This window comes from Arthrobacter sp. KUASC02, assembly GCF_059739395.1.
Genome location: NZ_AP046053.1, coordinates 4,179,864 through 4,194,516 on the forward strand (window position 1 = coordinate 4,179,864; position 14,653 = coordinate 4,194,516).

12 protein-coding genes, 1 tRNA gene and 1 other RNA gene are annotated in these 14,653 nt (G+C 66.0%); 7 read left to right on the plus strand and 7 right to left on the minus strand.

Annotated features, from left to right (window positions below; genetic code table 11):
- Positions 1–29: 29 nt before the first annotated feature.
- Positions 30–695 carry a LytR C-terminal domain-containing protein gene (locus tag AC6JAC_RS19180; protein ID WP_347898310.1) on the minus strand — a complete coding sequence of 222 codons (666 nt, stop codon included), beginning with the start codon at positions 693–695 and terminating at the stop codon, positions 30–32.
- Positions 688–987: a type II toxin-antitoxin system VapB family antitoxin gene (locus AC6JAC_RS19185; protein ID WP_028272925.1), complete on the minus strand. Its 300-nt coding sequence runs from the start codon at positions 985–987 to the stop codon at positions 688–690. Before AC6JAC_RS19185 ends, AC6JAC_RS19180 begins: the two co-directional genes overlap by 8 nt.
- 146 nt (positions 988–1,133) lie before the next feature.
- Here AC6JAC_RS19185 and AC6JAC_RS19190 point away from each other — a divergent pair, with 146 nt between their 5' ends.
- Positions 1,134–2,048, plus strand: coding sequence for a Cof-type HAD-IIB family hydrolase (locus tag AC6JAC_RS19190; RefSeq protein WP_347898312.1), 915 nt, complete (start codon positions 1,134–1,136; stop codon positions 2,046–2,048).
- A 197-nt stretch (positions 2,049–2,245) separates the two neighbouring features.
- On the plus strand, positions 2,246–3,721 hold the full coding sequence (locus tag AC6JAC_RS19195; protein ID WP_231511441.1) for a stealth family protein: 1,476 nt from the start codon (positions 2,246–2,248) through the stop codon (positions 3,719–3,721).
- A 34-nt stretch (positions 3,722–3,755) separates the two neighbouring features.
- Here the strand turns inward: AC6JAC_RS19195 and AC6JAC_RS19200 are convergent, their stop codons facing one another.
- The 4 genes from AC6JAC_RS19200 to AC6JAC_RS19215 form a co-directional block, all read right to left on the minus strand.
- Positions 3,756–4,694 carry a phosphodiesterase gene (locus AC6JAC_RS19200; RefSeq protein WP_043439880.1) on the minus strand — a complete coding sequence of 313 codons (939 nt, stop codon included), beginning with the start codon at positions 4,692–4,694 and terminating at the stop codon, positions 3,756–3,758.
- Between the two features lie 196 nt (positions 4,695–4,890).
- Positions 4,891–6,102, minus strand: coding sequence for a formaldehyde dehydrogenase, glutathione-independent (fdhA, locus tag AC6JAC_RS19205; protein ID WP_028272922.1), 1,212 nt, complete (start codon positions 6,100–6,102; stop codon positions 4,891–4,893).
- Positions 6,103–6,337: 235 nt separating this feature from the next.
- Positions 6,338–6,823, minus strand: a complete 486-nt coding sequence (locus AC6JAC_RS19210) for a glutathione peroxidase (protein WP_028272921.1) — start codon at positions 6,821–6,823, stop codon at positions 6,338–6,340.
- Between the two features lie 117 nt (positions 6,824–6,940).
- Positions 6,941–8,320, minus strand: coding sequence for a M23 family metallopeptidase (locus AC6JAC_RS19215; RefSeq protein WP_497966134.1), 1,380 nt, complete (start codon positions 8,318–8,320; stop codon positions 6,941–6,943).
- 238 nt (positions 8,321–8,558) lie between these two features.
- Here AC6JAC_RS19215 and AC6JAC_RS19220 point away from each other — a divergent pair, with 238 nt between their 5' ends.
- Complete coding sequence (locus AC6JAC_RS19220; RefSeq protein ID WP_028272920.1) at positions 8,559–9,488, plus strand: oxygenase MpaB family protein; 930 nt, start codon at positions 8,559–8,561, stop codon at positions 9,486–9,488.
- Positions 9,489–9,582: 94 nt separating this feature from the next.
- On the opposite strand, the gene AC6JAC_RS19225 is transcribed toward AC6JAC_RS19220, so the two are convergent.
- Positions 9,583–9,667 (minus strand) — tRNA-Ser (locus tag AC6JAC_RS19225).
- Between the two features lie 409 nt (positions 9,668–10,076).
- Between AC6JAC_RS19225 and AC6JAC_RS19230 the strand changes: the two genes are divergently transcribed.
- The 4 genes from AC6JAC_RS19230 (at position 10,077) to recR (ending at position 14,650) form a co-directional block, all read left to right on the plus strand.
- Positions 10,077–10,430 (plus strand): YqfO family protein, encoded by a 354-nt coding sequence (locus tag AC6JAC_RS19230; protein WP_454697553.1) that lies wholly within the window; start codon positions 10,077–10,079, stop codon positions 10,428–10,430.
- 79 nt (positions 10,431–10,509) lie between these two features.
- An RNA gene (gene ffs, locus AC6JAC_RS19235) (signal recognition particle sRNA small type) lies at positions 10,510–10,606 on the plus strand.
- Between the two features lie 51 nt (positions 10,607–10,657).
- Positions 10,658–13,990 (plus strand): DNA polymerase III subunit gamma and tau, encoded by a 3,333-nt coding sequence (locus tag AC6JAC_RS19240; protein WP_497966136.1) that lies wholly within the window; start codon positions 10,658–10,660, stop codon positions 13,988–13,990.
- A gap of 60 nt (positions 13,991–14,050) precedes the next feature.
- Complete coding sequence (gene recR, locus AC6JAC_RS19245; RefSeq protein WP_028272227.1) at positions 14,051–14,650, plus strand: recombination mediator RecR; 600 nt, start codon at positions 14,051–14,053, stop codon at positions 14,648–14,650.
- Positions 14,651–14,653 lie beyond the last annotated feature (3 nt).

The following is a 14,653-nucleotide window of genomic DNA, read 5'->3' on the forward strand; positions in this document are numbered from 1 at the left end:
GCTCAGCCTCCCAGGCTCGGCATCCTGGCTCAGCCCGCTTTCGGGATCACCGGCCACTTGGCGCTGTCGACGATCCGGCGGCTCTCCCGCGGGCAGCTGAGCCGGCCGGGCGTCTGGTCCACGAGGGCCGGCGCGGTCAGTTCCTTGAATTCTCCGGTGAGGATCACATCCACGCTGCCGTCCGAACGGCCGTCCTGGAAGTAGTCCGACTTGGGCAGGTTCCGCTGGACACTGAAGGCGGCCGCCTGGCCGGCAGCCCCCGAAACCACTGCGGCCACACCCCGGTAACCGGACTGCGTGTTGTCCACCACGGCAACCGCGAATTTCCTGGCCAGGAACTCGTCGGCCACGGAACGCGCCAACCCGGGCCGGTTCGTGGCGTTGTAGACGTTGAGGCTGACTTTGTCGTTCGGTGTGTAGTCGAACGTTGTTGCGGGACACGCCGAGACGGCAGACGGGCTCCGCTCCGCCGTCGGAAGCTTGATCTGTCCGTTGATAATGGCCAGCGCTACGACGATCGCGGAGATGATCAGCCCCACCAGCAGGACCAGCACCACTCCGTGCAGGATCCGCCGGCGCAGCCGGACAGGGTTGTCCTCGGTGTCGTCATGTTCAACGAACGTGGCCCTGAGTTCCTGCCCGGAGACTACGCGGTGGCCGTGCAGGACGGTGATGTCCTTGGGTTTCCTAGCCATCTATCACCAGCACACGGGCGTGGATGGCGGTGCGCTGATGCAGTGCGGTCCGGACGGCACGGTGCAGGCCGTCCTCGAGGTAGAGGGTTCCCCGGTATTGCACAACGTGGGGAAAGAGGTCGCCGAAGAACGTGGAGTCCTCGGCGAGGAGGGCCTCGAGGTCGAGGGTGCGCTTGGTGGTCACCAGCTCATCGAGCCTGACAGGGCGCGGAGGAAGGGCGGCCCACTCCTTGGGAGTGTTGTAACCATGGTCGGGGTAAGGGCGGCCCTCGCCCACAGCTTTGAATATCACCCTGCAAGCCTAAGGACGTTGCCCGCCCAAGGGAACGAATGACCGCGCACAGTTCCAAGGTTGTAGCCAAACAGTGACCATTGGCCGGCCGCAAACCTCAAGGCAACATTCTGCGCCGGGCCGCCCCGGGCTGAGAGAATGGAGCCATGACTGCACCCGAAAACCAGGCGGCCGCGTCGCCGTCGGCCCCTCCCCTTGCCCTCCTGCTCGACGTCGACGGTCCGGTGGCGAGTCCCGTCACCCGCGACGTCAAACCGGAGATCATTGCGGACATGGTGGCGCTGGCCACCGCGGGAATTCCCGTCATCTTCAACACGGGACGCTCGGACGCGTTCATCCGCGAACAGGTGATGGAACCGATGATCGCTGCCGGGATGCCCGCCGGAACCATCATCCACGCCATCTGCGAAAAGGGTGCCGTCTGGTTCAGCTACACGGCCGCCGGACCCGGTCCCGTCCATGTGGACCACGAACTCGCGGTCCCCCGCGCCTACGGCGATGACGTCCGCCGGCTGGTCTCCGAGGACTACGCGAAACACATGTTCTACGACGAAACCAAGCGTGCCATGGTGTCCGTGGAGCAGCATATCGAGGTGGCCAGCAAGGACTACCTCGAAGAACAGAAACTGTTCGACGCCGACGCCATGGAACTGATGGCCCGCCACGGCCTGGGCGTGGTGCGGCTGGACCACCACGCGCCCGATTCGGACGACCAGGTGGATTACCGCGTCGACCCCACCATCATTTCCACGGACATCGAGTCTGTCCGCCTGGGCAAGGACCTGGGAGCCAGCCGGGCCGTCGAAATGCTCGCAGCGCAGGGCATCCGCCCCCTCGCATGGCGCACGGTGGGCGATTCACGCACCGATTACGCCATGGCCGACTGGCTGCACCACAACGACCACGACGTGAAGCATGTGGACGTCCGCCCCGCGGACGGAGTGCCCGTCAAGCCGTACGAAGTACTGACTGCCGCCGATCTGGGTCTCGCAGACGACGTGATCCACGACGACGCCGGCGGGGCGTTCCTGCGCAGCTGGCGGGACGCGCTGGCTGGCTAAGTCCGGATTAGTCCAGTTTTTTTAGGCGGGTTATCATGCAGGTAGGACCTCTATAAACAAAAGCTCGGAGAAACACCATTACAGACGCACTGGTACAGGATGAGATCTACTACGGCGGCCAGCCATCCGACGACGGCAGGAGCCATGCCGAGATAACGTCGGCGGCCGCTGTCGCACGGCTGAAAAACCGCCCCGACGTGGTCCGCCACCGGGGGCGCTATGCGCTGATCAATTCCACCCGCACCCCGTACCAGGCAATGGTGGAGGACCTGCTGTTCATCCGCGGCGTCCTCGCCAACGCGGGCCTGGACTACCTGCTGGTCCGCGGCAACAATCACCGGCCCGTTATTGCCTTGGACTGGGAGAACCGGAAGAAGCTCCGGGACGCGCTCGTTGAGGCATGCCGGGACGAGCCGGTTTACTCCATGACGGTGGATGCCAAGAAGAAATCCTCCGTCCTGGTTGCCGACGGCGAGCTCTCCCCCAACCGCCAGGCACGGATCTTCCGGCTCTACCGCCCGCGCGTGGAACCCGAAGGCGGCTTCGACTTCGGGTCGTCCGCCGGCGTGCAGATCGAACTGTGGAGCTTCGAAGGCAACCAGCTGATCCTGCCGATCGAAAACTCGCTCACCCGCCGCACCATGCTCACCACCGATGCCAAGCGTGGCACCGTGGAGCGGTACGGCCACACCTGGCCCACCATCGAGAACATGTTCGCTGACCACGCCAGCGACATCAGTTTCGATATTGACATGGTGTTTTCCTGGGTGGACGGCAGCTCGCCGGAGTACATCGCGGCACGGCGGGCGCGGATGGCCGGCGTCGTGGTGGGCGAAGGAGATGACCACGAGGCCCGCTTCCGCCAGATCAACGAACTGAAGTACGCCCTGCGCTCGGTGTACATGTTCGCGCCGTGGGTGCGGCGAATCTTCATCGCAACGGACTCGCCCGCACCCGAGTGGCTGGCTGACCACCCCTCAGTGACCATTGTGCGCAGCGAGGAGTTCTTCGCGGACCCGTCCGTACTCCCGACGCACAATTCACAGGCCGTCGAATGCCAGCTGCACCACATTGAAGGACTCTCAGAGCACTTCCTGTACTCCAACGACGATATGTTCTTTGGCCGCGCCGTGGGCCCGGACATGTTCTTCACCCCGGGCGGTGTCACCAAGTTCATCGAGGCGGAAACCCGCATCGGGCTGGGGGACAACGACGCCGAGCGAAGCGGTTTCGAAAATGCGGCCAGGGTGAACCGCAAGCTTTTGTGGGACCGGTTCGGCCGCATCACCACCCGCCATCTGGAGCACACCGCCGCTCCGTTGCGGCGCAGCGTGGTGGCCACCATGGAGAAGGAATTCCCGCAGGAGTTCGCCAAGACGGCCGCCAGCCGGTTCCGGGCGGCGGACAACATCTCCGTGACGAATTCGTTCTACCACTACTACGCTCTGCTGACCGGACGGGCGGTGACCCAGACGGCGGCCAAGGTGCGGTACGTGGACACCACCATGCGGTCCGGCCTGAATTACCTGCCCAAGCTCCTGGCCAAGCGCAACATGGACTTCTTCTGCCTGAATGACGGCAGCTTCCCCGAAGTGGAGGCCGAGGAGCGCGCGGAACTGGTCACGGACTTCCTGGAAAAGTACTACCCCATCAAGGCGCCCTGGGAAAAGTAGGGCGAAAAAGCAGGACGGGTCAGGCCAGGGCTGGTCAGCGGCCCGCGCTGATCATGGGGATGGTCTGCGTTGGCGGGTTGCCGTGTTTGGCCTGACGCGGGATCCGGATGCCGGCCGCGGCCAGCCGGCGCTGGGTTTCGGCCGCACTGACCACTTCGCCCACTGCCGCCGCGCTGCCGATCGGCACCACGGAATGCACGATGGTGTGTTCGTACACGTGCACCAGGTTGAAAGCCTGTCCGCCGTCGCGCGGCCGGGTGCCGCCCACGGGGACGTTCAGGTCCTGGGTGTAACAGGTGGCGGAGGCCACCGATACCGGAATACCGGCGAAGGTGGCAGTGGTGGAGTAATGCAGGTGCCCGGCCAGGATGGTGCGGACATCCGAGTTGCGGAGCACTGCAGCGAGGGCCGGCTGGCCCCGGAGTTCGACGAGGACGGCAAGGTCCAGCACTGACGGCACCGGAGGATGGTGCAGGGCCAGGATGGTGCCGTCCGGGGCGGGTGTGGAGAGCTCTTCGGCAAGCCAGTCGAGCTGCGCCTGGCTCAGTTCGCCGTGGTGGAATCCCGGCACGGAGGTATCCAGGGTGATCACCCTGAGTCCGTTGATGAAGTAGCTGTGATCCACCGGTGCGTCGTTGCCGGTCTGGCCCAGCAGCCCGGTCCGGAAATTCTCACGGTCGTCGTGGTTTCCCATGGCCCAGATGACCTGCGCGTTCATTGCCTTGCACGCGGGTTCAACGATGGCCCGGAGTTTCGCATAGGCCTCGGGCTCACCCTGGTCGGCAAGATCGCCGGTGAAAATCACGGCTTCCGGGCGGGCACCTGAGGCGATGACTTCCTCAAAAAGTTGCTTCAGGCGGGCTTCGCTGTCTACTGCGCCATAAAGATGATCCGGACCTCCCAACAGGTGGGGGTCGCTCAGGTGGAGAAGAAAATGACGCGGCCGCGGGTGTTCGGCCTCGATGAGCTCCATTACTGCCTTCGTGGTTGGTTGGAAGCCGGTGCTTCCAGTGTCCCTCTCAGTAAGATCTATCCAACCAGACATTCGGCCAACAATGTGCAAACTCCAGTAGGCATGTTTGAAAATACCGAAAAAACGAGTAGTCCGGCGGACACACTCCGTGCTCAGAATGTGTCCGCCGGCACGTGGTTACTCGATCCCTGACGGCTTAGCTCAGGTAGCCGTTCGGGTTCAGGACATACTTCGTTGCGGCGCCGGCGTCGAACTCGGCGTAGCCCTTGGGCGCCTCCTCCAGGGTGATTGCCTTGGCATTAACGTTCTTGGCGATATGCACCTTGTCGTTCAGGATCGCCATCATCAACTGCCGGTTGTACTTCATGACGGGACACTGGCCCGTGGTGAAGCTCAGCGACTTGGCCCAGCCCGTTCCCAGGCTGAGGGACAGCGCGCCCTTCTTGGCAGCCTCATCAACACCGCCCGGGTCTCCCGTGACGTAGAGCCCGGGGATGCCCAGCGCGCCGCCGGCTGCGGTGATCTCCATCAGCGAGTTCAGCACCGTGGCCGGAGCCTCCTTGGCGTCGTGTCCGTGGCCCCTGGCCTCGAATCCGACCGCGTCGACGCCGCAGTCGACTTCCGGAACACCCAGGATCTGTTCGATCTGTTCGGCGGGGCCACCCTCGGACAGGTCGACGGTTTCGCAGCCGAAACTGCGCGCCTGCGCCAACCGACCCTCATTCAGGTCGCCCACGATCACAACGGCGGCGCCGAGCAGGTGGGCGCTCGTCGCCGCTGCCAGGCCCACCGGGCCCGCGCCGGCGATGTAGACCGTTGAACCCACGCCAACGCCGGCACTGACTGCGCCGTGGAATCCCGTCGGGAAGATGTCCGAAAGCATGGCCAGATCGAGGATCTTTTCCATGGCCCGGTCCTTGTCCGGGAATTTCAGCAGGTTCCAGTCCGCATAGGGCACCAGGACGTAGTTGGCCTGGCCGCCCACCCAGCCGCCCATGTCGACGTAGCCGTAGGCGCTTCCCGGACGGTCCGGATTGACGTTGAGGCAGATGCCGGTCTTGCGTTCCTTGCAGTTCCGGCAGCGGCCGCAGGCGATGTTGAAGGGAACGGAGCAAACGTCCCCCACCTTGATGAATTCGACGTCGGGCCCCACTTCCACCACTTCACCGGTGATTTCGTGGCCCAGCACGAGGTCTGCCGGCGCAGTGGTCCGGCCGCGAACCATGTGCTGGTCGGAGCCGCAGATGTTGGTGGCGACGGTCTTGAGGATGACGCCATGACGTACTGAACGGCCCACGTTGGCGGGGTTGACGCCCGGCCCGTCCTTGAGTTCGAAGCTGGGATAGTCAATGTCGATCAGTTCGACTTTGCCCGGTCCCTTGTAGGCAACGGCTTTGTTCCCTGTCATCTCTTTCCTCCTGTTTTCACGGCGCCACGAAGGGTGCCCAGTGTGATTCACGAAGTTTTGATGCGCCCTCCCGGGCAGGTATTGACCGGCCGCGCCGTCCGCAGTGCCGCCACCGGGAAGCCGCGGCCGTGCTGGACAGATGGGAGGGTTCGGCCAGTCTAGGCGGTAAGCATACTTAGGAACAGGGGCCGTTGGGCCCTAGCGGCCGGAGCCGACCCGCTCCGGCCGGAGCCGGTCAGGCCAGTGCATCTTCAATGGCGGCGATGACCTCGGGTGAGTCGGGCTCCACCGTGGGAGCAAAGCGTGCCACCACCACGCCGTCGCGGTTTACCAGGAACTTTTCAAAGTTCCACTTCACGAGGCCGGGAAGGAGTCCGGTCTTAAACCGGGTGAGTTCGGTGTACAGCGGGTGCTGGTCCTTGCCGCGCACGTCTGCCTTCGCAGTCAGCGGGAAGGTGACACCGAAATTGCGTTCGCAGAACTCGGCGATTTCGTCGTCGTTGCCCGGCTCCTGCCCGGCGAACTGGTTGCACGGGACGCCCAGGACCTCGAATCCGCGGTCGCGGAACTTCCCGTACAGCAGTTCCAGGCCGGCGTACTGCGGCGTGAAACCACATTGGGAGGCCACGTTGACCACCAACACCACGCTTCCCTTGAAGCGGCCAAAATCAGTCTTCGTACCGTCGTTGAGGGTCAGCGGAATGGAGTGGATCGAATTCACGGAGGGCTTCCTTAAGAAACTGGTCATGGCTGCTATTCGTTGACAACGGCCAAGTGTATGGGTTGGTGCCCGGAGTGAGTTCGGCGGCCGGCTTTCAGCCGGTGATAGGAGATGCTGTCAGGGCGTGGGGGTGGCTGTCCCGGTTGGCGACGGTTCCGCAGTGGCTGTCGGCTCGGGCCCTGCTGTTTGGGTGAGCGTGGGCTCGGCAGTCGGGGCGAGAGTGGGCTCGGCGGTCGGCGCGAGCGTGGGTTCGGCCGGAGGCGTGAACGTGGGCTCGGCCGGGGGCGTGAACGTGGGCTCGGCCGGGGGCTCAGCCGTCACGGTCTCCGTCGGAGTCGCCGTCGCGGTGGACGGTTCGGTCTGGGTGGGCGACGGCGCTGGCGAGGGCGTTTCAGTGGGTGAAGGAGTGGGTGAAGGAGTGGCTGACGGTGTTGCCGTCGTGCTGCCCGTGGGTGGAGGCGTTGTGGTCGTCGTCGAACTTCCCGGAGTGGCCGACGGCGTCGCCGTCGCACTCGGCGTTGCACTAGGAGTCGGCGAAGGCGTTGCCGAGGTGGAAGGCGTCGCAGTGGCCGGCGCTGAAGGCGTCCCCGGAACGGGTGCTTCCGCGTCCCCGCCCTCCACCGCGTGCGAGGTGCTCGCAGAGACGGGAATGGCCCAGGTGGGATCACCCGCAGGGGCGCCAGCCCCGGGGACGTAACTGATCATGTCGATGTTCCCGAGCTCATCCAGTTGCCTGGTGGGCAGGAGCGTCCAGTCCAACGGGTTCGCATGGACGCCGTTGAGGATGGTCTCGAAATGCAGGTGGCACCCTGTGGATGACCCTGTGGTGCCGACTTTCGCGATGACCTCGCCCACCTGGACGGAGTCGCCCTTCTTGACGGCAATCCCCTCCAGGTGGTTGTAGGTGGTGATCAGCCCGTTGCCGTGGTCGATCTCCACGCGGTTGCCGCCGCCCCAGGGGTGCCAGCCAACGGCCCTGACCACACCGGCGTCGGCCGCGTAGACCCGGGTGCCGCAGTCAGCCGCGAAGTCCTGCCCCCAGTGGAACTCACCCGCAGTAGCGGTCAGAGGGCTGACCCGGAGGCCGAAGCCTGAGGTTTCGGTCAGCACTTCGAGGGGGGCCATCAAAGAACCGGCGGGTGGCCGCCGCGCTTCTTCGGAGGCCACGTTCAGTTCACGCTTGCCGCTCTTGGAGATGGTCCGGATGTCGCTGCGGCTGTAGGAAATCAGGGCATTCGCATTGACGTTGATTGCCGCCGGCGCGATGCCCAGCGGTTTCATGAAGGCCTCCGGCCACCAAGGCGCATTTCCCGCACCGCCCATCGGGGCCTGCTGGGCGATTGCACCAGCCGCTGCCGACGGCGGCGAGGCGGGCCCCTGGAGGCCCAAGGCAATCACGCCAAGCGTGGAAACGGCGCAGACGCCAAGTATCCGTGCAGCGACGAGGCAAGGCCTGCCGGGATGTTCGTCGTGTCCATATCCCCAGTGATTTCCCACGTGCTGACTCCTGCGATAGGCCCGCCAGACCCCAATCTCGACGGACTTACGATTCCTATGGGAACACAGCCCCCTCCCGTCTGTGAACCCCCAACATCGTGCCGGTCACTACGCTCCCCCGGGATTCCGCCAATTCCGGCCGGAATTCCCAGCTGATTCACAGGTGCCGGGGTTGTTGAGGATCCGCCGTTGCGGGCTCCGGCCGACTACTTGGGACCCAAATGCGCAAGAATGGACCATGCGCAATGTCCTCAGGGAGTGGCGGGCCGAGCTCCGGCAAACATTCACCGGAACGCGGGGTGCAGTGCCGGGCTGGGTGCCCCGGCTGGAAGAGGGTGACGACGCCGGCTATCACCTTCCGGGATCCGCCGTCTGGGCTGTCCACGGCTCCATGACCACCATTGTGGCGGGAATCCGCGCCCTCCTGATGCAGGCCCTCCACCCGGGCGCCCTTGCCGGCGTCCAGGACCATTCACGGTTCCGCGAGGATCCGCTGGGGCGGCTTGCCGGAACAATCCGCTGGATTTTCACCGTGTCCTATGGCTCCACGTCCGCCGCGCATGAGGCATCCGGATTCGTCCTGCGGCTGCACGAATCGGTGCAGGGAGACTACGTGGACGCCCATGGCATCGCCAGGAGCTACGCGGCCAACGACCCGGAACTGCTCCGATGGGTGCACATCGCCTTCACTGACGCGTTTCTCTCGGCACACAAGATCTGGGGCCGGCCCATCCCCGGCGGCCCGGATGCCTACGTCCGGGAGTGGGCTCACGCCGGGCGGCTGATGGGAGTGGATTCGCCGCCCCTCAGCGAGGCGGAGATGCGGGCACAGCTGGACAGCTGGTACGACGCCGGCGATCTCCGCTCCGATGAAAGGGTGGCCGAAATTGTGGCCTTCATCCGTAATCCGCCGCTTCACCCGTCACTGCGGCCCGGATACCGGATGCTGTTTGCCGCCGCGGTTTCAAGCCTCGAACCGAAATACCGGGACATGCTGGGACTTCGGGCGCCTCGGCTGGGCCCTGTTCCGCTTCCGGTGAGGTTCGGCACCAAAGTGACGCTTGCCGTCGTCGGGGTGGCACTGGGCGGGGTCCGTCCAGGCGGCAGGATGGGACCGAGCGAGCAGGCCGCACGACGGCGGCTTCGCCGCCTGGGATTTGCCGCCTAAGTCCGGAACGGTTTGCCGGTTGGGTCCCGACGGGGATTTGCCGGTTGGCTCCGGAACGCAAAAAGGCCCCGGTCCAAGGACCGGGGCCAATACGCGGAGAATGGGGGATTTGAACCCCCGAGGGCGTTAACCCAACACGCGTTCCAGGCGTGCGCCATAGGCCGCTAGGCGAATTCTCCAGTAGCTTCTGAATCAAAAGCAGATACTAGAATACCTGAACTTCCCGGCATCACCCAATTGAGCCGGATTGAGCGTGAAGGCTGCACGGCCGGTGGCCGCCCAGGCCCCTGCGCCGCAAGGCCAATCCGGCTGACCGAAAGCGCCGCTTAACGCAAAAATGGACGCCCCCAATGCGCCCACTCTTCCGGAACACCGTTGAGCTGCCGGGTCCGGCCCTCGCGCCAGGCCCTGCAGCTCACAACCTTGAGTTCAAGTTGAGATTGCCCCAATCGGTGTACATATCCATCGTCCGCTTTGTGCCTTTGATAAGCAAGGGTTCCTACCGCATTATCGGCGGACCGTTACCGACTTGTGGCGTTATCCCCTCTGCGCCGCTGCCCTTCTGCGGGGTACTGAGAAGATGGTTGGATGTCGCAACTGCATGCCCTGGTGACCTACGTTCCCGCAGACCACGCGGAGGCTGTCCTTGCTGCCGTGGGCGATGCGGGCGCCGGGAGGATCGGGAATTATTCACACTGTGCGTTCACCTCCCCCGGCACCGGTCGGTTCACTCCGCTCGCCGACTCCCGCCCGTTTATCGGCTCGGAAGGCCGGAGCGAGCAGGTCCCGGAGGTAAGGATCGAATGCGTTGTTGACGAAGACATGCTCGACGCCGTCGTGGCCGCCCTCCGCCTGGCCCACCCCTATGAGGAGCCCGCGCTGATGAGCTGGGCGGTCAACGGGCACCCCTCCTCAACAGCCCGGGAGGGGCCCCGGAGGTAGCCGGAGCGGGCGGCGGCGGGCCTCCAGGGGGCCTCCAGGCGCCGATTCGGGGCACACCAAATCATCGGGTAAACTCATTGACGGCCCCTCATGTGGCGTCATCCTGTTGAACTCCCCCAGGACCGGAAGGTAGCAAGGGTAAATGGGCTCTGGCGGGTGCATGGGGGGTCTTTACTATTCCCCCACAGGGCGGCAAACTGTCAGCCCGGATTGGTAGGGTTTTCTCTGTGAGTGTTACAACCGCCCTTTATCGCAGATACCGTCCAGACTCCTTTGCTGACGTTATCGGGCAGGAACACGTCACGGAGCCGCTGATGACGGCGCTGCGCAAGAACCGCGTCAATCACGCCTACCTGTTTTCCGGTCCGCGCGGCTGCGGCAAGACCACCTCGGCACGCATCCTGGCCCGTTGCCTGAACTGCGCCGAAGGCCCCACGGACACCCCCTGCGGCACATGCCCCAGCTGCATTGAGCTTGCGCGCGGCGGCTCCGGTTCCCTCGACGTGATCGAGATTGACGCCGCCAGCCACGGCGGCGTGGACGACGCCCGCGACCTTCGCGAACGCGCCACGTACGCTCCGGTCCGGGACCGCTACAAAATCTTCATCATCGACGAAGCCCACATGGTCACCTCGGCGGGCTTCAACGCCCTGCTCAAGATCGTGGAAGAGCCGCCGGAACACATCAAGTTCATCTTTGCCACCACGGAGCCGGACAAGGTGATCGGCACCATCCGTTCGCGGACCCACCACTACCCGTTCCGGCTGGTCCCGCCCGAGCCCCTCATGGCCTATCTTGAGCTGCTCTGTAACCAGGAAAACGTTCCCGTGGCGCCGGGAGTGCTCTCCCTGGTTATCCGGGCCGGCGGCGGTTCCGTCAGGGATTCGCTTTCGGTCCTGGACCAGCTGATGGCAGGTGCCGGCCCCACGGGACTGGACTACGAACTCGCCGTCGCCCTGCTGGGCTACACCCACGCGTCCCTGCTGGACGACGTCGTGGAGGCCGTGGCAGCGTCGGACGCCGCGACTGTCTTCCGCGCCGTGGACCGGGTGATCCAGACCGGCCACGATCCACGCCGTTTCGTGGAGGATCTGCTGGAACGCTTCCGCGACCTCATCATCGTCCAGGCCATGCCGGAGAGTGCCCAGTCGATCCTGCGCGGCATGCCAGCTGACCAGATTGCCAGGCTGAAGAACCAGGCCCACAACCTGGGCGCGGCCGAGCTGTCCCGGGCGGCTGACGTCACCAACACTGCGCTCACCGAGATGACCGGGGCAACGTCGCCGCGCCTGCACCTTGAACTGCTGTGCGCCCGAATCCTCCTCCCCAATTCCGAGCAGACCGAACGCGGGATCGCCGCCCGGATCGACCGCGTGGAGAGGCGCCTGAACTACGGCGGGAACGACGTCGGTGCCCCCGCCGCCGCTTCGGCGTCGGCCCCGCCACAGCCGGCCGCACCACAGCCGGCCGCAGCCGCAGCGGCACCTGTTGCCGCCCCGGCGGCTTCCGCTGGGCCTGCAGCCTCCCCAGCGCCGGCCGCCGCACCGGAACCCGCTCCGGCCGCGCCCGTTCAGGCACCGCCGGTTCAGGCACCGCCCGTCCAGGCCCTGCCCGTCCAGGCACCGCCGGTTCAGGCACCGCCGGTTCAGGCACCCGGCCGAGTGGCGGAACCCGCCGCCGGACGAAGCGAGGCGCCCGCGCGCGAAACCATCACTCCGCCGCGGGTTTCCACCACCGACTGGCCCGTTGACGAGCCCTCCGCGGCAAATCGGGGCACGGCCGGCCAGGTTCCCTCCCGCTCCGCCGCTCAGCAGGTCCCGCCTGCGGCTGTTGCGGCTTCCACGCCCGCAACGCCAACACCGGCTGAACCGGCGGCGGCTGAGCGCACACCCCTGAAGTCCGAAGCGGGCCAGCCGGCTGCGGCAGGCATTCCTGCAGCCCACGGTCCCGCCGGCGACGTCGAGGTACTGCGCCGCGCCTGGCCTGACGTCCTGCAGACCCTGAGCAAAATCAAGCGCAGCACCTGGGCCCTTGTGGAACCCAACGCCCAGGTGAGCCAGTTCGACGGCCAAGTGCTCACCCTGGCCTTCACCACGTCCGGACTGGCCGGGGCCTTCGGCCGGGCCGACCATTCAGAAAATCTTCGGCAGGCAATCCACAAGACCGTGGGGATCGACTGCCAGATCAATGCAGTGGCCGGCGGCGCCAGCAGCTCAGCGAGCTCTGAGCCAAACCCAAAAGCACCCGCTAGCCCGGAAGCTCCGGCACTCAGCCAGCAAGCTCAGGCAACGTCCGCCGACGTTGCCTGGGGTCTTGCCCCGGCGCCCGCCGCGCCGGCCGCCGGACCCGCGGTAAGCCCTGCGGTTCAGCGCCCGGCCGCCACGCCTGCCGGCGGTCAGGCCGCGGACACACCTCCGGCCCGTTCCGCCGCCGCAGCCGAACCTGCCGACGCGGTCAACGCGGCCGCCATGGCCAACGCCGCCAGCGCTGCCAACGCTGCCAACGCTGCCAGCGCTGCCAGCGCTGCCAGCGCTGCCAGCGCTGCCAACGAGCGTGAGTCCGCGCAGGTCCCCCCGGCACCGCGGCCGCAAGATGACGCGTCCGGTTCCTACAGCTACCCCGACGATGACTGGGGCCCGCCCCTGGACGAAGACGCTCCCCCGCTGGACGAGGAGCCGCCCATGGACTGGGCTCCGTCCGCTCCGGCGCAACCAGGTCCGGCCCAGTCCGCTCCGGCGCAGTCCGCTCCGGCGCAGTCCCGCAGGACCTCTCCCGGCGCACCGGAACGTGCACGCACGAATAGCGGGAACTCCAGCGAACAGCCTTCCGGGCGCTCAAGTGCCGCAGACTCTTCACGTGCCGCAGCCGAACTGTCGAACGACGATCCATGGTCCCGTGCGAAGGAAGAGGCTCCGGGCGTCTGGACCGTGGGTGCCGAGTCGAACGTCGGCAAGTCCGTGGAAGATCCGGACCGCGCCGGCATGCCCGTGGTTCCGGAACCCCAGGCGCCCCGATACGAGCCGGCCACGGCCCAGTTCCCCCGGCCCGCCGGGATGCCTGACGACGCTTCGACCCGCCAACCGGACGACTCCCCGCACCCGGCCGAAATCCGGCAGCCGGTGGGTGCACTTGCTGGTGCGAACAGTTCCGCCGGTGCAGGCTGGGCAACCTCGGCGCAGTATGTTCCGGCCGCGGCCACTGACCCGTCGACAGCAATGGCCGGCCCGGATGTCCGGAGCATCGCGCCCGCGGCTGCGCCGTCGTCATACGCGTCCGCCCCCGCCCAGGCTGCCCCGGCCCCCGCAACCGCGCCCGGCGCGGTGAAGCAAAGCCTGTACCAGCGGCTGTCCAACAGCCCCGAGGCCGAAGCCGGCCGGGCCAAGGCCCCTGCGCGGCAGGCCGAGGCGGTCAAGACCTATGTCCAGGACACACCCAGCCCGGACGACGAAACAATCGAGGAATCAAGCGTGTTTGGACGCGCCGCCGTCGAGCGTATTCTGGGCGGAAAACTGGTGGAGGAGCGGTCGTTGGACGGCAGCCCGATCGCGCCCCGCTTCTAGACTGCCACCCGGGATATCCGGGAATCCTTCCAACAAACGAGTCAAACGAACGAGGACATTGTGTACGAAGGTGCAGTTCAAGAGCTGATCGACGAACTGGGCCGGCTCCCCGGCGTGGGGCCCAAATCCGCCCAGCGGCTAGCTTTCCATATCCTCGAGGCGGACCCGCAGGACATGAAGCGGCTCGTCGAGGCCATCACCACGGTGAAGGAACGGGTGAAGTTCTGCACGGTCTGCGGCAACGTCACGGAGCAGGAATTGTGCAACATCTGCCGCGACCCGCGCCGGGATCCGTCGGTCATCTGCGTTGTGGAGGAGTCCAAGGACGTCCTGGCTGTCGAGCGCACACGTTCCTTCCGGGGCCGGTACCACGTCCTGGGCGGAGCGATTAACCCCATCGCCGGAGTCGGTCCGGAGCAGCTGCGCATCCGGGAACTCCTTACCCGGTTGAACGACGGCGCCATCCAGGAAATCATCATCGCCACCGACCCCAATCTCGAGGGCGAGGCCACCGCCACCTACCTGGCCAGGATGCTGAAGTCGATCGGCATCACTGTCACCAGGCTCGCCTCGGGCCTGCCGGTGGGCGGAGACCTGGAATACGCCGATGAGGTCACCCTGGGGCGCGCCTTCGAGGGCCGCCGCAACGCCCTGAGTTGATCC

Excerpts from the sequence above, each read along its gene's own strand:
- AC6JAC_RS19180 (WP_347898310.1), bottom strand. The coding sequence starts at position 695 with ATGGCTAGGAAACCCAAGGACATCACCGTCCTGCACGGCCACCGCGTA.
- AC6JAC_RS19190 (WP_347898312.1), top strand. The coding sequence starts at position 1,134 with ATGACTGCACCCGAAAACCAGGCGGCCGCGTCGCCGTCGGCCCCTCCC.
- AC6JAC_RS19200 (WP_043439880.1), bottom strand. The coding sequence starts at position 4,694 with ATGGAGCTCATCGAGGCCGAACACCCGCGGCCGCGTCATTTTCTTCTC.
- fdhA (WP_028272922.1), bottom strand. The coding sequence starts at position 6,102 with ATGACAGGGAACAAAGCCGTTGCCTACAAGGGACCGGGCAAAGTCGAA.
- AC6JAC_RS19220 (WP_028272920.1), top strand. The coding sequence starts at position 8,559 with ATGCGCAATGTCCTCAGGGAGTGGCGGGCCGAGCTCCGGCAAACATTC.
- AC6JAC_RS19230 (WP_454697553.1), top strand. The coding sequence starts at position 10,077 with ATGTCGCAACTGCATGCCCTGGTGACCTACGTTCCCGCAGACCACGCG.